Source organism: Pseudoalteromonas sp. Z9A5, assembly GCF_011378875.1.
Taxonomy (GTDB): Bacteria; Pseudomonadota; Gammaproteobacteria; order Enterobacterales; family Alteromonadaceae; genus Pseudoalteromonas.
The window spans coordinates 27,624-46,616 of the sequence record NZ_WTLC01000017.1; the positions used below are offsets into that span (position 1 = coordinate 27,624).

Genomic DNA, 18,993 nt, shown 5'->3' on the forward strand with positions numbered 1-18,993 from the left:
TAAAACAAGGCTGATCAAGAGTCAAAGAGAATGCGAATAAATCTGCGTGTTTTGTTGTTTATTAACCTTAACTGAACTTAATAGCTCATATCTTGACCGGTTCTCATCAAAAAGGTTGAGTGCATACTTTTTTAGATCTTGGAGCGTTAACTCATTTAATGCATTAAGTAACCTTTGCTGCATATTAAATTCATGATCTCTATTACCTATAGCAAGCCATAAACGTTGAGAGCGCAGACGTAAGTTTTTATCTTTTTCGGCTATATGTGTAGTTAACCCATGTTTTTGTTGTTGCCAATTTTCTTCATCAAGCTTATCTATATTATTTAAATATTGATTAATAAAGCTGTTATGCCTGTGTATTAGTGTTTTAGCATCAAACTTAGGTGATTGTATGTAAAAGGCAATACCCGCTCGAGTATTAAAAGGGGCATATCCGGCACCCACTAAATAGCCTAGCTGCTGAGTTGTTCGCAGTTCGTTAAAGTAGTCTTGGTTCATTAAATGATTAAGCGCCATCATTTTTACTTTTTCGGTTACGTCTCCTGTTTTTGCTTGGTAATAAATAACCATGGCATGATCGCTACAAGGAAGCTCTAACTCATAACGTGTTACTTTATTTATTTCAAAGAGGGGGCGTCTTAAATCATCAATTGTTGTCGCATTTTTTAAATGGCTCGCTACTTTTTTCTGAAACTCAAGCGCGTCATTTTGTTGCCAATTACCATGTAAAAACGATTCGACATGCAGCGCTTTAAAAAAGTCGCGTCTAAATTCGTTAAATTGCTGAAAGCTTGTATTTTTTAATGCAGATGCAAGTTCCCCTGGTTGCGGGTTCCAAGGCATAACTTTGGCACTTAAAATACTAAAGAGCTCACTAACAGGTTTATTTTGATTACTGTTACGCCAATGCCTTACTAGTTGCTTTTTATATTCTGCAAAACGTTTGGCACAAATTTCGACATTGAAAAGCGCATCGATGAGTTGATCTACTAACTCAAGCTGGCTAGAAGATAGCCCAGCAGTATGCAGCGTTAATCCGCCTTGGTGTGAGGTTAAGTGATAACTTAAGCCAGCAAGCTCTGCAGGATAAAATTGCTCACCAACACTATCCATAAATAAATCTGTAAATAAACGTGTTAATGCCATGTGCTTTACATCTTTTACTGCAAAGTCTGAGTCCATTGCTAAGTAAAAATGACCTTTTGCTACTCTAAATGTGTTGTCTTGTTTAAACCAAAACTCAAAGCCAGGTTCATTTACTAATAGCTCAGGTTTTGTTTGTGGTTTTTCAACATCGAATAACACCACTTTTTTTGTTAAATAAGGGTTTGCTGTAGGCAGTAGCATTTCATTAAGCGGTTTATTTATATCACTTAGTGCATCAAGCCAGTGAGGCGACACTTTTTCTACTTTATAGGGCGTGTTGTACCATGCTGTTTTATGCTCTGGTTCTACATCTGGGTGTATTAACACAATGCGCATATTGTTTGGTGTTAACCATTGCATCGCCATTTCGTGGGTCGCTTTTTTAAAGCCTTCCATTAAATAGTCGCCTTGCACGTAGTTAATTTCATCGTAATGCTGCATGTTTACACTTAAATTACTAACCCAATCAATAAGGCGTGACTTTTCTTGATTGTCGAAAGCAATTTGTAATAGATTTTTTTTATCTTGATACAGGCGTGGTAATTGCTCGGTGTTATCGTTAATTAAACAAATATACTCAAATACCATTTCAATAATATCTTCAAAGTACTCAATACCTTCGTCGGTAAGCGCCATACTTATATTAAAGTCTTTAAAGTTACTGCCATTAATACCGCCACCGGCAGAAAGCGCGTTTATCCAACCTTGCTCTTTTAAAATAGAATAAAGTGAACCAGCACCTTCATAACCTAATAAATGAGCAATAAAACTTACTGTTTTATGGCGATAAAAATCATCAATATTTGGCATTGCAAAGCTAACGATAAGCTTTTGCATATGTTTATGTGGCTCAATATGGAGTATTTTTCCAATATCTTGTTTGCGATATAGTGGCTCATTAATTTCTGGTTTTTTAAGGTTTTTACTGCCATTAATCTCGTTAAAGTATGTGTTAGTCCAGCTTTGTAATGTATCAAGCTCTTCGTTTGCACAAATAACTAGGGTCATCCATTGGGCTTGATAAAAAGTATTAAAAAAATCACGTAACTCATCACTTATGCAGCGCTCTCTATCTGCGAGAGTTTGTAAGTTACCCACCGAAAATTTAGCAAAAGGGTGAGCTGGATTAACGGTTTCTTTGTGAGCTTGGTAGATGCGGCGACCGTCGTCTTTAATTTTGAGCTTAAATTCAGCTTCAATCGCATTGCGTTCTTTTTCTGTTTCGGCTGGATTTAAAAGTGGTGCTATAAAAAAACGGCTAAATTGCGTTAGCGCTTCTTCAAACTCTTGATTATTTATATCAAAAAAGTAGCAGGTATGCTCTGTACCAGTCCACGCATTTGTATTACCGCCGGCTTGAGATACAAAATTATTAAAGCTACCAGAGTCTGGAAATTGGTCAGTGCCTAAAAAAAGCATATGCTCTAAAAAATGAGCTAAGCCTTGTCTATCAATAGGGTCGTCAAAATGACCAGCATTAACAGCCATAGATGCAGCTGCTTTTGTTGAATCTTTATCTTGCACTAATAGTACTTTTAGACCATTGTCCAGTGTGAGGGCGCGGTATGCTCTGTTATCGTTACGACTGATATTCAAATGATGCTCCTGAAACTAAACGTTTACTTGTTAACAACAAATGATAGCTTCAGGATAGCGAAAGAGTGCTAAAAGATTACCTGAATATCATGAAAGAACTATTTAGAAATAAATAGGTTTATGTTGTTAATATAGCGGACAAATGGGCAGACTGGCTACTGTTTTATATTCTTTAATCGGTTGATTTTTTATGAAAACAATCCTAATAATGCGCCACGGCGAAGCAACACCTATGCAGGCTGACGATGCAGCTAGAAATTTAACTCAAGTAGGGCATGTAGAAGCTGAAAAAATGGGCATATGGCTTAGCAAAAATCATTCACCCGATGCTTTGTTAGTTAGTCCTTACATTCGTGCACAACAAACTGCACAGGGTGTAGCAAAAAATAATATCTTCAAATTTAGTGAAACCACCAACGATATAGTACCCGAAGGCAAACCACACATTGCTGCCGACTATCTAGAAACTTTAATAGCTTTACACCCAGAATGTGATTCTTGGCTTGTAGTAGCGCATATGCCTATTGTTAGCTATTTGGTTGATCAGTTAAGTCCGGGAAATATGCCTATTTTTAACACTGGTGCAATCGCAGTAATTAATTACGATGAGAAAACTCAGCGTAGTCAATATATGAGCATAAACGCTCCTGAAAATGTATAACCCTAAATAATATAGAGTAAAGAGCATGACAATCGAACGGCTTCAAACCGGTGCGCGCATGAGTCGCATTGTAAAACACAATGGTACAGTTTATCTATGCGGACAAGTATGTGCTGATGCTGAGCAAAACATTAAAGAGCAAACCCAAACTATGCTCGACAAGGTAGAAGTACTACTTAATGAAGCCGGCAGTTCAAAAGAGCATATGCTAAGTGCTACTATTTACGTTAAAAGTATGGATTATTTTGCTGATATGAACGCAGTATGGGATGCGTGGGTACCCGAAGGGTATGCTCCTGCTCGTGCTTGCGTAGAAGCAAAAATGGCTCGAGATGCTTTACTTGTTGAAATTTCAGTAGTCGCAGCTTTAAAAGCACAATAGAGCTTTAATGACTCGTCCTCCCGTTGTACTTATTACTGGCTCTAGCCGAGGTATTGGCGCGGCTACGGCACTATATTTTGCTAAGCAGGGTTATGACGTTTGCATTAACTATAAGTCTGATTTAGCAAGTGCGCAGTTAGTTGCAAGTAAAGTAAAAAGCCTTGGTGTTAGAGCTCAAGTTATAAAAGCAGATGTATCGAAAGAGGCGGATGTTTTAGCTTTATTTTCTCAGATAGATAAAGAGTTTGGTCAACTTGATGTATTAGTAAATAACGCCGGTATTTTAAAACCACAAATGCCTTTGTTAGATATGAATGCTGAGCGAATAAACGAAGTTTTGACAACAAACATTACCAGTGCTTTTTTGTGTAGCCGTGAGGCGGTAAAGCGCATGGGAAATGGCGGCAGTATTGTTAATGTATCCTCTGCGGCTGCTAAAACGGGATCTCCTAATGAATACATAGACTATGCTGCTTCAAAGGGGGCTATAGATACGTTGACTGTTGGTTTAGCAAAAGAAGTTGCAAGTAAAGGTATTCGTGTTAATTCAGTCAGACCAGGGCTTATTTACACTGATATGCATAGCGATGGTGGCGATAAAAATCGTGTAGATCGGCTTAAAAACAAACTACCACTTGGCAGAGGGGATAAGCCTGAAGAAGTTGCTGCTGCAATTTACTTTTTAGCTTCCAGTGATGCTGCTTTTACAACGGGTAGTTTTATTGATGTAGCTGGTGGTTTGTAAGTGTCGCCTATTTTGCTGAGTAAGTAAGAGGCACTGCATATGACTGTTAAGCTTTTAGGATAAATACCCTTAGTCTCAGCTATGGATTACAAGTTGTCAGTGTTCTTAATTCACTGTTTTTTTGGTTAAAAACGTGGCATGTTCTAAAGCCATCTTCAATAGTTATATGCAATGTAGAACCATTCCCCTTATCTGGGGCTTTCCCACCATCGTGAGGACCTTTTGATATAGAGCAATTGCCCTGATCCCAAAAAATAGCAAGTGAGTTATCATCTGAATTTCGGATTAACTGTTGCCAAAAATTAATACTACCTTGTTCTTGAGGGAAAATGGCATGTTCACTGACTATACATTCCGCGTAGCTACTAAGTGATAATAAGCTTAATGAGCATACAATGACTTTAATTAATTTTATATTCGTCGTTTTCATATTTTCACCTTTTTTGTTGTACCAAGTTACTTATTGATAATAGCAGCAAAATAATTTTAGGTATGAAAATGGTCATATGATTCTTTTTACAATAAGTTATGTAGTGCATTGCAGAGATGTTGAATAGAAATATTAAAAGTCGATTTCACTCCAGAGATCAACTTTAAGATTGGATTGTATATAAATGAAAAGGGTTAAAAAACCATATAATAATGAAGATACTATTAACTAAACTTAGCATAATCACTATTACAGTTTCCTATGGCGGAGCTAGACTGTAACTTTTCACTGGCAGACTTTACTTGCATTCTATCTTCTGCCGCTAAGCTAATGACAGTATTACATAATTGACAACAAAACTTATCTCCAGCACATAAGGCTTCAATACTAATAATAATTTTGATTTTTGCTTTCCTAAGTAAATTTTTTCCACCATGTTTTTCTATAAAGTAGTAGAACTCATTTGCCGTGAATGGCTCGACTAATTCAGATAAGAAAAAGGGTAGTCTAGCAAGTACTTCAACTTTGTATTCCTCATAGAAGATATATAACTCATTCATATGATTTATTTTATTTGTATAAATGACGCCAAAAATTTCGTAATGCATTCTTTGCGACTCCAATCGAAGTTTTGTATAAGTGTTGGTATTTATAGTCTTTAGAAGTTGATAAGTGCATAGCAACAACTATATTAAATGTAGTTGCTTTTGTTTATGTTGTGGGTACTTTGTGGTGAGGCTTGGGTAATGAAAAGCGTTGTTACATTGCTATACTGGTTAAAGTTAGAGATGTGTAATTATGGTCAAGTTACCCAAATTAATTTAAAAAGAGGAAAAGCGCACAGTTTTAATTTTGGCTACAATAATATAGCCAGCCAAAATGTAAAACTAATAACACTTAAAATAGTAGACAACACCACAGCGCCAGCAAGTGTGGCTTCGTGTTGCTTTATTTGACTCGCAATGAGGTAGGCATTTACACCAACAGGGGATGCGCTTAAAAGTACTAATACATTAAGTATTTGCGTGTCTAGTTTAAATACATAAGTACCTATCAATAGCACTAATGCCGGTAATAGAGTTATTTTTAAAACGGATGCAATTAGGGCTGGTTGCCAATTTGCGGCTATTTTATAAAAAGCTAAATTTGCACCAAGCACAAATAATGCACATGCAATTGCTGGTTTAGCTAATAGCTCCAAACTATTTGCTAAGTCGGTAAACAGTGTTACTCCCAATATGTTTAATATAAGCCCACAACCAATACTTAGTACAATAGGGTTTAATACCATACTCTTACCAAAGTGTGACCATGAAAACTTATCGCTACTGCCTTTAGCTCCTATTAAAAAAGTAAGCGCAAACAATAATGTACTATGAAAAGTGATGATCATAAACGCAATTGCAATCATCTCTTTCCCCAATGACGCAATAACAATAGGAATGCCTACAAGCACCATGTTGGAATAGCTAGAAGCAAGACCAAACACACCGTGTTGTTGATAATTTTTTAAGTGCTTTTTATTTAAATAAAAGCGGTCGATTAAAATACCTAAGCCAAACACAGTCAGTACGGGTATGTAAAAGCTTAAAAATGCAAAAAGGCTAATGCTCTCCTGTAAATTAATTTGCGACATATTTAACAATAAAAAAGCCGGTAAACTAATATAAAAAGTAAATTTACTAAGCCCTGCAATATGTTGCTTTTCAAAAAAGTTTAATCGGCAGCAAGCATACCCTAGCGCAACAATGAATATGAGCGGAAAAATAATCGAAAAAATGTGCACGTAGTTACATCCTAGTAATAGATTAATTTAGCGTCTAAACTCATCGCTTTGCGGCAAATTGATTAGTATGAGCACTGCGCCTCTTCCACCATATTCAAGTGGGGCCTGATGCATAGCTATAACGTCTGGGTGCTGCACTAAATACTGGGGGACTTTGTGTTTTAGTACGCCACCACCAATACCATGTATAACGCACGCGCAATAATAATGCTGTTTTTTACATTCGTGAATTAGGCCAGCAAGTTCATCTTTAGCTAATTCTTTATTTAAGCCATGCAAATCAAGCGTTAAGTCGGGTGCAAAGTCGCCACGGCGAAGCTGTTTAGCTAAAAAGCTGTCTTGCCCAGGTTTTACATATTTTACTGTTCCGTGGGTATCTATATCGGGAATATAAACGTCTGAGAAAAAAAATTCAGACTGTGCCTGCTTTTTTTGCTGGGCAAATTGCTTAGCTTGTGACACCTTAGGTTTTGTATCAAAACGATGAGTATCTTGTTTGAATACTTTAGCGCCTGTGATCGTTTGACGAAATAAGCTTATATCGTCATTGCTTAGGGACGAATGTAGTGGAATGTCTTTTTTCATAACTTTTACCTAAACAAAAAAACGTAAAAACGCAGCGCAAAAGGCGGTACAATACTTAAATGAGGGGCAATTGTAATTTGCCCAGCGCAGATAGGCAATGCAATCGTCTCAAAGACTCAAAACAGTCAGTAAGCTACTACAGGTAAAAATATATGAACGATTTACAAATAGAAGAAGCAACATTAGAAGAAGCCGTTGCAGAACTGTCAACTTTACATGACTGGTTACGTTGGACTACAAGCCAATTTGCAAGTAGTGGTATATTTTTTGGACACGGTACAGATAACGCTTGGGATGAAGCTGTAAGTTTGCTACTTCCTGCGCTTAGTTTACCTGTTGATGCACCAAAAGAATTAATGCATGCGCGTTTAACAAGCACAGAAAAAAACCTGTTATCAGGTCTTATTGCAGAACGCATTAACGATTGCACGCCAGTACCTTACTTAACAAACATAGCGTGGTTTGCTGGTATGCCGTTTTATGTTGATGAGCGCGTACTTATTCCACGTTCTCCGTTTGCTGAACTCATAAGCAACCGTTTTACTCCGTGGTTAGATGCGCCTGAGTCGGTTAACCGTATTTTAGATTTATGTACTGGCTCTGGTTGTATTGCAATAGCGCTTGCACAAGCATTTGAGCAGGCACAAGTTGATGCGGTAGATATATCGTATGAAGCACTTGAAGTAGCTGACATAAATATTAGCGATTACATGTTAAGTGACCGCGTGCTACCAATTCAGTCTGATGTATTTAGTGGTGTACCAGGTCAGAAATACGACTTAATAGTAGCAAACCCACCGTATGTTGATGCAGAAGATATGGCCGACTTACCTCGCGAATTTCATCATGAACCAGAGCTTGGGCTTGCATCAGGTCACGATGGATTAGATGTAACACGTACAATATTAAGCGAAGCAAGTGAGCATCTAACTGATAACGGTTTGTTATTTGTAGAAGTAGGGAACTCTATGGTACATATGGATGCACTGTATCCGGGTGCGCCGTTTGAATGGGTTGAGTTTGAACAAGGCGGCTTAGGTGTATTTGTAATTAGCAAAAAGCAGTTAGATGAGTATTTTACAAAATAAGTAAAAATAATGAATAGCCAAGCCATGTGCTTGGCTATTGGTAGTCATTAGGAATGAGGAAAGTTAATGGCAGGTAATAGCATTGGACAGTTATTTAAAGTGTCCACCTTTGGTGAGAGCCACGGCGTTGCATTAGGCGGCGTTGTTGATGGTACTCCCGCAGGTCTTGAGATCACAGAGGCCGACTTACAAATAGATTTAGACCGTCGTAAACCAGGCCAAAGCCGTTACACAACGCAGCGCCGTGAAGACGATCAAATAAAAATTCTTTCAGGCGTTTTTGAAGGTAAAACCACAGGCACAAGCATCGGTTTACTTATCGAAAATACCGATCAACGCTCAAAAGACTACGGAAAAATTAAAGATGTATTTCGCCCTGGTCATGGCGATTACACGTATTGGCATAAATACGGTCTGCGTGATTATCGTGGTGGCGGTCGTTCGTCTGCACGCGAAACAGCTATTCGTGTAGCGGCAGGCTCTATCGCTAAAAAATACTTAAAGCAATTTCATGGTATTGAAGTTAAAGCATGTTTAAGCCAACTTGGTCCTATTAAGGCTGAGACATTTGACTGGAACGAAGTTGAAAATAACTTATTCTTTTTCCCTGATGCAAGCAAGCTAGAAGCACTTGACGAATACATGCGTGACCTTAAAAAACAAGGTGACTCAGTAGGCGCTAAAGTAAAAGTAGTGGCAAGCAATGTACCAGTAGGATTAGGGGAGCCAGTATTTGATAGGCTCGATGCTGAGCTTGCACATTCATTAATGAGTATTAACGCAGTTAAAGGCGTTGAAATTGGTGACGGCTTTGATGTTATTGAGCAAAAAGGGTCAGAACATCGCGACGAATTAACCCCTGAAGGCTTTACATCAAACCATGCTGGTGGCGTACTTGCCGGTATTTCTACTGGGCAAGATATTATTGCTTCAATAGCGCTTAAGCCAACGTCGAGTATTACTATTCCAGGTAAAAGTATTAATACTGAAAACGAAGCAGTAGAGATGATCACCAAAGGACGTCACGATCCGTGTGTTGGTATTCGTGCCGTGCCTATTGCTGAGGCAATGATGGCCATTACACTGATGGATCATTTACTGCGTCAACGCGGTCAAAATCCACATGTAAACCACGAACATGGTCCAATTAACGGCTCAGTTTAAAACGTTAATATGATATAAAATAAGCGCCGAAAGGCGCTTTTTTTTATATCAAAGTACCATTAAATTATAGAGTTAAAGCGAAAATATAAGAGACGTTATATTTAAAATCAGACAACAATATCTTGGTAAACATTTAACTATTCTGTTTTTATTAGGCAATAAATATGATTTCTCAATTTGAAAGACAGTTAATAAATAATGCTCAGTATGAAGTTGATCTAAAAATAAGCGTAAATATAGTGAGCAATTCAAAAAATCCATTTTTTTTACTGGAATATGCTCAAGCTTATAATTGGGACAACGGCTTAGAGGTAATAAATGCAGTTGCAGATAACGAGAACTGTGACTTTGGTGTTGCGTTATCACTTTTTTGGTTAGCCGATGCAATGTGTTATTTAACAAAAGATATTAAAAGAAACGAATATAACGAAGAGTGGTCTGACTTTTGTGAAAAGATGATAAGTAGAATTAGTACTGGCTGGTATAAGTTGAATTTAATACGTTTTGAACCACCTTTAGGAAAAGTAGAAAAATACACGTTAATAAAACAGGGTGTTTCAGAAATCTTTATCAATAAAGTAATACCTAAAGATGAAATAATATAAGGCTATTCAAGGTAATAGTATAAGTGAATTACAACAAGAATATTATATCCCATTTTGCTAATTGATCACGCTAGCATTAACACTTCAGGGCTAGTTCAAGTTTAGTTTATATAATCTTTTATGGAGGTTATTAACTATGACGAATACGACACAAGCAAAAAATGTAAAACGCTCCCAGCAAAAAATACACGCAGCAATAACGCGACTTGAACGTTTTAGTAAAATTACCGACAGCAGCATTGGCATTCCTTTTACTAAATTTAATATAGGGATTGATGCTGTTATTGGACTTGTTCCTGTGATTGGCGATGCCGCTGGGCTTATATTATCAAGCTATGTATTGCTAGAAGCGCAGCGTATGGGGATGAGTAAACGCATAAAACTAAAAATTATAATTAATATGCTGATAGATTTTTTTGTAGGATCAATCCCCCTGTTTGGCGATATATTTGATGCGTTTTTTAAAGCAAATACGCGTAACACTCAATTGTTAAAAAATGCTTTAATTAAACAGGGTAAGCTTTAAGTTTTACTTAAAAAGTAAACTGTTCAGCTATTTTTTTTACTGTATTTTGGTTTATAGGATTGTGTGCATGGTTGGCATGTAACAAAACAATATCAATAACCGGTAAAGCGGGAAGGGTAATGTCATTAATAATACATAACGAATCGGCTTTACTTACCTGAGCAATGGCGCCTATGGCTAAGTGACTTTTCACTAAAGATTCAAGTGAACTTAAGCTTGCGCAGCAACCTATTATTTTGAATTGTCGCTCCGTTTTTAGTAGCCCCTCAATTGCTGCCTGATGAAACTTACAATCGCGCATAAAAATGGCGAGGGGCAAGGTCATATTTGAGTCATAAATAAATTGCTCGCTCTTAACCCACACACCCGTACTTGAATACAAAAAGTACCCTTCCTCAGAGCTTGGTGAGCGGGTGGCAATTATTATATCTAACAAGCCTTGATCGAGCTGATTTTTTAACTCTGTGGTTGAAGCACAACTGATTTGTAAATCTAGTTGGTTAATATGCTGATGGAGCAAACTAACAACTTTTGGCAATATTGAACTGGCGTAGTCATCAGGGCAACCTAAACGGATACGAACTTGTACTGTGCTTGTTTTTAATTGTTTATATGCTTCATCGTGTAGTGCTATTAATTGTTTAGCGTAACTTGCTAGTTGAATACCTGCGTTAGAAAGTACAAGTTGTCGACCTTGTTTACTAAATAATGAATTACCAATATCACGCTCTAGCTTTTTCATTTGCATACTGACCGCTGATTGCGTACGGCACACTTGTTGTGCGGCACGAGTAAAGCTACCTGTATCTACAAATGCTAAAAATGTGCGAAGTGAATCGATATCCATCTTAATTCCTAATATTTTAATACATCAATTTAATTGATATGTGGTATGACAAATTTTGGCGAGTATTCACCTAAGTCGTAACGTATATTGACTTAACTTAATCATTTAGGAAGTCACAATGCAATTATTTATTGGTAATAAAAATTACTCGACATGGTCACTTAGAGCATGGTATTTAATGAGTAAATTCAGTGTTGTATTTAGTGAGGTGCAATTAGTACTGGATACACCTGATTTTTATAATGAATTACAAAAGCGGCTTTCAGTGCAAAAAGTACCAGTGCTTATTGATGGTGATTTAGTTGTTTGGGATTCATTAGCTATTTGTGAATACATAAACGATGCTTATTTGTTGGGGGCAGGGTGGCCAACAAATATAACTCATCGAGCTAAAGCACGTAGTCTAAGTGCTGAGATGCATTCAGGGTTTTTGGCACTACGTAACGAAATGCCAATGAATATTCGCGCCACACGTGTAATTACACTTTCTGATGCTGCTAAAAAAGACATTGCCCGTATTGACGAAATATTTAACCAACAACAAATTACTTATCCTGATAGATGGTTATTTGGTGAATTTAGTATTGTTGATGCTATGTATGCACCAATTATTTTGCGACTAAAAACTTACCAAATTAGTTTATCTGAACAAGCTAATCGCTACTGTGAGCAGGTTATGGGCTGCCCAGAGCTACAAAACTGGGTTAAACAAGCATTAGCCGAAACCGATATTGTAGAATGTGATGAAGCAGGCACGCCTGCATAACTATTGCTTTTATATGATTTACTTTTTAGTATTAAAACCATAACTTTAAAGTAGGCGAGCTGATGTACCTTAACCATCCAAGGTATGGCGATAAACCAATAATTACCAATACACCTTCGACTGTTGAAGCAATTGAGAGTGCGCACTGGCGTTACGCAAACCTTAAGTATTTTTCTAATACGGTAATATTGGCTGATATAAAAAAGCAAAATTATGCCATTTATCCTCGAACACTCTATGTAGATATTGAGGAGCAGTGCGAGACTTGCTCTAAGGCATTTATTTTCTTTGCTCAAGAGCAGCAATATTGGTTTGAGGTACTTGGCTTTTGGGTGGATTCGCATTGTACTCATTGCTTTGAATGCCGTAGGCATGCGCGATATATACGAACTATTCGTAAACGTTACGATATATTAGCTAGCTTAGCCAATAAAACCTCAAGTGAAAAAACACAGCATAAAGAACTTGGTAATACTCTTTACTGTTTAGGTATTATTAAAAACATCAATAAAGTGAATGGTTAACCGTTTATTTTTTACTATCTCGCCTTATTTTTACTTTAGCTGTAAAAGCCCGTACAATTCGTCTCGTTTTTAATGCGCAAAATAGCGCTGTAACCGAGACTAATTAGCCTAATTTTATGCATCAAATAGCTGATCTAATTTCAATTTTTGAACGCACTTTTTATCAAAGTTATAATACCCGATTGATAAAAGGCGATTGCGAGCCTATTTATATTCCAGCTAATAATACAGCCTCTTTTCATCAGGTTGTATTCGCTCATGGTTTTTACGCGAGTGCATTGCATGAAATTGCGCATTGGCTAGTAGCAGGCGATGCACGTCGTTTACAAGAAGACTACGGTTATTGGTACTGCCCCGATGGTCGTGATGAAAAAAAGCAGACTGAATTTGAAAACGTTGAAGTAAAGCCTCAAGCTATAGAGTGGTTATTAAGTACCGCAGCAGGGTTTAATTTTAACGTGTCGGTGGATAACTTAAACGGCGAGCAAACATGTCGGTTTGATTTTCAACAACGAGTGCATGCGCGTGTATTATCGCTTATCGAAAATGGCTTTAACCCTCGGACAGAATTACTTTTAAAAGCACTATCCCATTTTTATAACACACCGTGGCCAATAACCGCGCAACAGTTTAATTGGCAACACCCGAAGGAGCTTTGTGATGGCGTTTAAATTAGGTTTAATTGTAAACCCTGTAGCGGGTTTAGGTGGAACAGTTGCTTTAAAAGGCAGTGATGGCGCGCAAACTGCTGCCAAAGCAATAGAATTAGGCGCAGAGCCAAAGGCAAATAGCCGTACAAAAGCAGCGCTTGAAGTGCTATTACCTTATAAAGAACGCTTAATTATTTACACTGTTAACGGCGACATGGGTGAGAAAACAGCAAAGGCATTGGGCTTTAATGTTGAGGTTATATACAACACTGCTGCTATAACAACCCCAGATGATACTGAGAATGCGGTAAAAATACTTAAAGACTCTGGCGTTGATTTGGTTTTATTTGCCGGTGGCGATGGTACAGCACGTAATATTTGCCATGCAATAGAGGATACCGTTCCGGTACTTGGTATTCCTGCAGGCTGTAAAATTCATTCTGGTGTATACGCCATTACACCAAAAGCAGCAGGGCGCGTAGTTGAAATGCTGGTTAAAGGTGAGTTAGTTACCTTAGCTGATGCAGATGTAATGGATATAGATGAAGATGCCTTTAGGCAAGGTACGGTAAAAGCAAAACGTTATGGCGAAATGCAAACACCCAGCGAAGTACGTTATATGCAAGCTGTTAAAAATGGCGGTAAAGAAACCGACGAATTAGTACTAGCTGATATTGCTGCGCATGTTGTATCGCAAATGGATGAAGACACATTTTATATTATGGGTAGCGGCTCAACCGTTGAAGCTATAATGGAAGAAATGGGACTTGAGAATACATTGCTTGGCGTTGATTTAATAAAAGATCAAACCATAGTTGCCCAAGATTTAATGGCTAAGCAATTACTTGAGCTTACTCATGAGCAAAATACTAAATTGGTAATTACCCTAATTGGCGGGCAAGGACATATATTTGGTCGTGGTAATCAGCAATTAAGCCCCGCGCTTATACGTGCAATTGGCAAAGAAAATATTATTGTAGTAGCAACAAAAACAAAGCTACAAGCGCTTAATGGTCGCCCCCTTATTTGTGATACTGGCGACAGCGAATTAGATGATGAATTAACGGGTTATATTAAAGTAACCACCGGATATAACGACCATATTATGTATGCAGTAGGGCATCAAAACCTTGAAAATACAGGTGCTCTGCAAAACCAGGAGATTAATAAATGAGTTTAGTGAACTATATCGATGCAGCCCAGCAGTACTTCGATGATTTAGTAATAAAAGCAACTGACGATGAGTTATTTGCAGGTGGCTATTTACGAGGTCATTTCGATCTTGCAGTAGGTTATGCCGAAGTAGAAAAGCTGACAATCAGTATAGATGAGCTAAACGATACCGTAGAGCAAAGCTTAGTTAAAGCATATCGTAATGGTGAGCTTAACGAAGAAGACAAAGCATTAGTTGTGCGTCTATGGGAAGAAGTTAAAGCACTCGCTTAACAGCTCTTTTAGCACAATATAAAAACACGACTTGCTTAGCGCAATCGTGTTTTTTTGCTTTTGGGCATAAGCTCTGTCGAGTAAGCTAGTTTATTTATACGAATGTAATTAGATATTTTACACGGTTTTAGAAAAATACTAATCTGCATAAGTATTTGAACAATTTAGTGAGTTAATCCATCCCATAATGCCGTTAATTTTTTAGAACAACTATATATAAATTTTTCCTAATTACAGTGCCGTCTTCTTGTTGTTAAATAGACCCCATATAAGCAGATTGGTATATATCGAGTAGGGCGTTTTATGAGTAAGAATTATAGTGCTCTTTAGAATACTCTATAAATTGCTAGCTAAAATTCAGGCACAAAAAAACCTTGCTCACTTACGTGGCAAGGTTTTTATTAAAGAAGCGTTGCTTATTTCGGCGTTGTAAAGCTTACTGGGCGACGTTCTTTGCGAGGACCAGTACGCTTATCACCGCGTTGGCTGTCATCTTTGTCTTTACTAAAGCTACGCTTTTTGTCAGCCGGTGGGCGTTCAGAGCGTTCTGCACGTGGTTCTGCAGGACCTTGATCTTGTGTAATTGTTAAACCCATAGGGCGTTTACAAATAAACACTTTTTGGAAATGATCAAGTACATCTTTAGGCATGTTTTGCGGTAACTGAACCGTACTGTGATTGTCGTGTAAACGAATATCACCAATAAACTTGCTTGAGATGTCAGCTTCGTTAGCAATAGCGCCAACAATGTTCTTAACTTGAACACCGTGTTCACGACCTACTTCGATACGGTAAGTATCCATAGGACCTGCATCACGACTGTTACGTTCGCGAGGTTTACGCTCAGCGCGTTCACCACCACGTTCGCCGCCACGTTCGTTACGACGACCACGGTCACCACCGCGATCATTGCGGTCGTTACTACGTGGATTGCGATCGTTACGTTCGTTACGCTCACGAGGTTGAATCTTAACTTCTTCAACTTTAATAGGAGACTGTTGCTGTGCTAAACACAGTAACGCACCAGCTAAGCTTTCAAGTGGAAGGTCAAGTTTTTCAGCCATGTTAGTAGCTACGTCATTGAAGAACGTGATGTCTTTGTTTTCAAGCGCAATAGTTAATTTTGCTTGTAACGCTTCAATACGTTTTTCTTCAACGATTTTTGCAGTTGGTAATTCAACTTGTGCAATTTCAGACTTCGTATGACGAATGATATTTTTAAGTAAATAACGTTCGTTATGTTTTACGAATAAAATTGCTTTACCAGTACGACCAGCACGACCTGTACGGCCGATACGGTGAACGTAGGCTTCAGAATCTTGTGGGATATCGTAGTTGATAACTAAGCTTAAGCGGTCAACATCTAGACCACGAGCAGCAACGTCTGTTGCAATAACAACATTTAGCATGCCGCTTTTTAAGCGTTCTACAGTGCGTTCACGTGCTTGCTGGTTCATGTCACCGTTAAGTGGAGCAGCAGAGAAACCTTCGCGCTCTAATAACTCAGCAAGTTGTACTGTATCGTTACGTGTACGTACGAAAACAATAGCACCTTCATACTGTTCAGCTTCTAAGAAGCGAACAATCGCTTTATTCTTGTGTACGCTTGCATTCCAAAACACTTGCTCAACAGATGATACTGTAGAGTTACGTGCTGAAATATGAACCTGTTCAGGATTGTTCATATAACGGCTACTGATGTTTTGAATTTGCTTAGGCATAGTCGCAGAGAAAAGACATGTTTGCTTTTCGCGCGGTGTTTTTTCCATGATGCTTTCTACATCATCGATAAAGCCCATACGTAACATTTCATCGGCTTCATCAAGTACAAGTGCTTGTAAAGCATCAAACTTGATAGTGCCACGGTTAATGTGATCGATTAATCGACCTGGAGTTGCAACAATAACCTGTGCGCCACGACGAAGTGCGCTTAACTGGATGCTGTAGCTCTGGCCACCATATAGTGCCAATACTTCAACACCACGAATGTGTTTAGAAAATTGTTCGAATGCCTCAGCAACTTGGATCGCAAGCTCGCGTGTAGGTGCAAGTACAAGGATCTGCGGCTGTTTTACAGACGGGTCAATATTATTTAACAATGGCAGTGCAAATGCTGCGGTTTTACCTGTACCCGTTTGAGCTAGTCCCAGTACGTCCTTTCTTTCTAGCAATAACGGTATACATTGAGCTTGGATTTCAGATGGTGTCTTGTAACCCAACTCTTCAACTGCCTTCAAAATTGCAGGAGAAAGATTTAGAGATTCAAACGTGACTGGTTCTGACATTAATACGCCTCAACGAATTTAAAGAGGCGCGCATTATATAGGATTCGCGAGGCAAATGCTTGTATAAATTACAACTAATTTCTATGTGGTTGATGTTGGTCGAAATTTAACCAGTTCAATTCTAGGGTAATTAAACTGGTTAACATTTTTGATACAGAGCTTATTAAGGCTTATTTATAGAGCCCTAGGTTTTCTTTTGCGTAAGCTTCAAATTCTGTAAATCCACCAATATGATCTTGGTCAATAAAAATTTGCGGAACTGTAGGGCAAGGTTTACCAGCTGACTTTTCAAGGTCAACTTTACTGATGCCTTCTTTAATTATATCTACGTAACGAAATTTAAAGTCATCACGTTCATTTGATAATTGTTCTGCTACGTCTTTAGCACGTACACAAAATGGGCAGCCTTCACGACCAAAAATTACTGTTAACATAATGCTCTCCTTTATTTGATTAATATCAGTTTAAATGATTAAAAAATATTTTAAAGTGTAAAAAATCGATTGCACTGTTCTAATAAAGCATTTGTACGAAGAGTAACACTAATCCGCTTTGCATTGTGATTTGCAAAATGCGAATTAAATAATCGATTTTTAAAAGTTAATTTATAACATATTGAATGTAATGAAATAAAACGTTTTTAAATTTATGGCATATAACTTGTAAATATTTGGCTATACATTGGTTTTTAGGATACCAAATGAATACTCATAGCCATGTTTTAGAATCTATCCAAGGGATAGTCGGTAAGTATTGCAAAAAACATAACAGCCATTTGGCTATTACATTAATTAATAAACTGCAATGTAGTTATGTGTGCATTCAAATAAAACCAGAACAGTTAATTACTGAAATTGAAACGTTTATTATCCCAGCTCTAAAATCTACACAACACTGCTTTGTGCTAATAGTTGAAGCAACCTTAAAAGGTATTAGCATTCATTATAAAGTGGACGACAAAGATCAGATAAATACGTTGGACATTAATGGTCATATCTCAACAAAAGAGCCTATTAAATTATTGCTTAGTGATGATCAAAATATTGATGTTTTAACTGGTAGTGAAGCTTTATTTAAAAGTTGTTTAAGAATATCGTCAGAAATAAATGGACGTTATGGTTTGCAATTTAAATTGTTTGATAGTGTTGCGCGAGGAAGCGTACAACTTGAGGACTTACGTTACTTAAATGAGGATGCATTACTAGAAAAGTTTCATGGTTCTAGCTTAGAAACACATCTTAAGCTTTGTTCTATTGAGCAATTAAGTAATTTTAACAAAGAAGATAGGTTATCGAAGAAGGTTATAGCGTGGCCGTTTTTTGACACCGATTTAATGACGGTTTTAAGTACGGTGCGCTTTCAAACCCGTTTATCAATTTTAGTTGCTGATGATAGTTTACCTAGCCAAATAGCGACTAAGGTTATGCTAGAAATGCTTGGCTGTTCAGTAACATGCGCTGAAAATGGCGAAAGCGCTTTAATTCTCGCTCAGAATGAATCATTTGATTTATTGTTATTGGATGAACGTATGCCTGGTATGTACGGCAGTGATGTTGCTCAGCAACTTACTAAGCAAAACTCGCCAAACAACACCACACCTAAAGTTATTTTAACGGGGCTTACATGTGATGAACAAATTGCTGAGCTATTTGACAAAGGTATTACTCATTATTTGCAAAAACCTGTTACTAAAGCCGTTCTCGAAAAATTTATTAAACCTTGGCAAGCTGCGTAATTAATTTTAATAAAAGCATACCC

21 protein-coding genes are annotated in these 18,993 nt (G+C 37.7%); 13 read left to right on the forward strand and 8 right to left on the reverse strand.

Going from position 1 to position 18,993, the window contains the following annotated elements:
- Positions 1-21: 21 nt before the first annotated feature.
- Positions 22-2,745: an insulinase family protein gene (locus tag GQR56_RS10315; RefSeq protein ID WP_166111049.1), complete on the reverse strand. Its 2,724-nt coding sequence runs from the start codon at positions 2,743-2,745 to the stop codon at positions 22-24.
- Between the two features lie 190 nt (positions 2,746-2,935).
- On the opposite strand from GQR56_RS10315, the gene sixA reads away from it, so the two are divergent.
- The 3 genes from sixA to GQR56_RS10330 are packed head-to-tail and all read left to right on the forward strand — an operon-like array spanning position 2,936 to position 4,533.
- Entirely contained in the window at positions 2,936-3,406 is a 471-nt protein-coding gene (gene sixA / locus GQR56_RS10320; protein ID WP_166111052.1) for a phosphohistidine phosphatase SixA, read from the forward strand.
- A 25-nt stretch (positions 3,407-3,431) separates the two neighbouring features.
- The gene (locus GQR56_RS10325) at positions 3,432-3,788 is read left to right on the forward strand and encodes a RidA family protein (RefSeq protein ID WP_166111055.1); all 357 of its coding nucleotides are present in this window, start codon (positions 3,432-3,434) and stop codon (positions 3,786-3,788) included.
- A 7-nt stretch (positions 3,789-3,795) separates the two neighbouring features.
- A complete protein-coding gene (locus GQR56_RS10330) occupies positions 3,796-4,533 on the forward strand; it encodes an SDR family oxidoreductase (RefSeq protein ID WP_166111060.1) in 738 nt (245 codons plus the stop codon).
- A 79-nt stretch (positions 4,534-4,612) separates the two neighbouring features.
- Here the strand turns inward: GQR56_RS10330 and GQR56_RS10335 are convergent, their stop codons facing one another.
- The 4 genes from GQR56_RS10335 to smrB all read right to left on the reverse strand — a co-directional run bounded on the left by GQR56_RS10335 (position 4,613) and on the right by smrB (position 7,334).
- Positions 4,613-4,963 (reverse strand): hypothetical protein, encoded by a 351-nt coding sequence (locus GQR56_RS10335; RefSeq protein WP_166111063.1) that lies wholly within the window; start codon positions 4,961-4,963, stop codon positions 4,613-4,615.
- Between the two features lie 224 nt (positions 4,964-5,187).
- Positions 5,188-5,571: a hypothetical protein gene (locus tag GQR56_RS10340; RefSeq protein WP_166111066.1), complete on the reverse strand. Its 384-nt coding sequence runs from the start codon at positions 5,569-5,571 to the stop codon at positions 5,188-5,190.
- Positions 5,572-5,819: 248 nt separating this feature from the next.
- Entirely contained in the window at positions 5,820-6,749 is a 930-nt protein-coding gene (locus tag GQR56_RS10345; RefSeq protein ID WP_166111069.1) for an AEC family transporter, read from the reverse strand.
- Between the two features lie 27 nt (positions 6,750-6,776).
- Positions 6,777-7,334, reverse strand: coding sequence for an endonuclease SmrB (gene smrB / locus GQR56_RS10350; protein ID WP_024610156.1), 558 nt, complete (start codon positions 7,332-7,334; stop codon positions 6,777-6,779).
- Positions 7,335-7,486: 152 nt separating this feature from the next.
- Here smrB and prmB point away from each other — a divergent pair, with 152 nt between their 5' ends.
- The 4 genes from prmB to GQR56_RS10370 all read left to right on the forward strand — a co-directional run bounded on the left by prmB (position 7,487) and on the right by GQR56_RS10370 (position 10,717).
- Positions 7,487-8,422 (forward strand): 50S ribosomal protein L3 N(5)-glutamine methyltransferase, encoded by a 936-nt coding sequence (prmB, locus tag GQR56_RS10355; RefSeq protein WP_024610155.1) that lies wholly within the window; start codon positions 7,487-7,489, stop codon positions 8,420-8,422.
- A 66-nt stretch (positions 8,423-8,488) separates the two neighbouring features.
- On the forward strand, positions 8,489-9,586 hold the full coding sequence (gene aroC / locus GQR56_RS10360) for a chorismate synthase (RefSeq protein WP_024610154.1): 1,098 nt from the start codon (positions 8,489-8,491) through the stop codon (positions 9,584-9,586).
- Between the two features lie 164 nt (positions 9,587-9,750).
- Positions 9,751-10,191 (forward strand): DUF4274 domain-containing protein, encoded by a 441-nt coding sequence (locus GQR56_RS10365; protein WP_024610153.1) that lies wholly within the window; start codon positions 9,751-9,753, stop codon positions 10,189-10,191.
- A 136-nt stretch (positions 10,192-10,327) separates the two neighbouring features.
- Positions 10,328-10,717 carry a DUF4112 domain-containing protein gene (locus GQR56_RS10370; protein WP_024610152.1) on the forward strand — a complete coding sequence of 130 codons (390 nt, stop codon included), beginning with the start codon at positions 10,328-10,330 and terminating at the stop codon, positions 10,715-10,717.
- Positions 10,718-10,724: 7 nt separating this feature from the next.
- Here GQR56_RS10370 and GQR56_RS10375 read toward each other — a convergent pair whose 3' ends face one another.
- On the reverse strand, positions 10,725-11,564 hold the full coding sequence (locus tag GQR56_RS10375; RefSeq protein ID WP_029880374.1) for a LysR family transcriptional regulator: 840 nt from the start codon (positions 11,562-11,564) through the stop codon (positions 10,725-10,727).
- A gap of 118 nt (positions 11,565-11,682) precedes the next feature.
- Between GQR56_RS10375 and GQR56_RS10380 the strand changes: the two genes are divergently transcribed.
- The 5 genes from GQR56_RS10380 (at position 11,683) to GQR56_RS10400 (ending at position 14,950) form a co-directional block, all read left to right on the forward strand.
- The gene (locus GQR56_RS10380) at positions 11,683-12,330 is read left to right on the forward strand and encodes a glutathione S-transferase family protein (RefSeq protein WP_166111072.1); all 648 of its coding nucleotides are present in this window, start codon (positions 11,683-11,685) and stop codon (positions 12,328-12,330) included.
- Positions 12,331-12,392: 62 nt separating this feature from the next.
- Entirely contained in the window at positions 12,393-12,854 is a 462-nt protein-coding gene (locus GQR56_RS10385; protein ID WP_166111075.1) for a zinc-ribbon domain containing protein, read from the forward strand.
- Between the two features lie 116 nt (positions 12,855-12,970).
- Positions 12,971-13,525 carry an elongation factor P hydroxylase gene (locus GQR56_RS10390; protein ID WP_024610150.1) on the forward strand — a complete coding sequence of 185 codons (555 nt, stop codon included), beginning with the start codon at positions 12,971-12,973 and terminating at the stop codon, positions 13,523-13,525.
- Entirely contained in the window at positions 13,515-14,678 is a 1,164-nt protein-coding gene (locus GQR56_RS10395) for an ATP-NAD kinase family protein (protein ID WP_166111078.1), read from the forward strand. The genes GQR56_RS10390 and GQR56_RS10395 overlap by 11 nt, the downstream gene beginning before the upstream one ends.
- Complete coding sequence (locus tag GQR56_RS10400) at positions 14,675-14,950, forward strand: YfcL family protein (protein ID WP_024610148.1); 276 nt, start codon at positions 14,675-14,677, stop codon at positions 14,948-14,950. The genes GQR56_RS10395 and GQR56_RS10400 overlap by 4 nt, the downstream gene beginning before the upstream one ends.
- Positions 14,951-15,366: 416 nt before the next feature.
- On the opposite strand, the gene GQR56_RS10405 is transcribed toward GQR56_RS10400, so the two are convergent.
- Positions 15,367-17,235 carry a DEAD/DEAH box helicase gene (locus GQR56_RS10405; protein ID WP_166111081.1) on the reverse strand — a complete coding sequence of 623 codons (1,869 nt, stop codon included), beginning with the start codon at positions 17,233-17,235 and terminating at the stop codon, positions 15,367-15,369.
- Between the two features lie 170 nt (positions 17,236-17,405).
- On the reverse strand, positions 17,406-17,669 hold the full coding sequence (locus GQR56_RS10410; RefSeq protein WP_024610146.1) for a GrxA family glutaredoxin: 264 nt from the start codon (positions 17,667-17,669) through the stop codon (positions 17,406-17,408).
- A gap of 266 nt (positions 17,670-17,935) precedes the next feature.
- Here GQR56_RS10410 and GQR56_RS10415 point away from each other — a divergent pair, with 266 nt between their 5' ends.
- Entirely contained in the window at positions 17,936-18,970 is a 1,035-nt protein-coding gene (locus tag GQR56_RS10415; protein WP_166111083.1) for a response regulator, read from the forward strand.
- Positions 18,971-18,993: the final 23 nt, after the last annotated feature.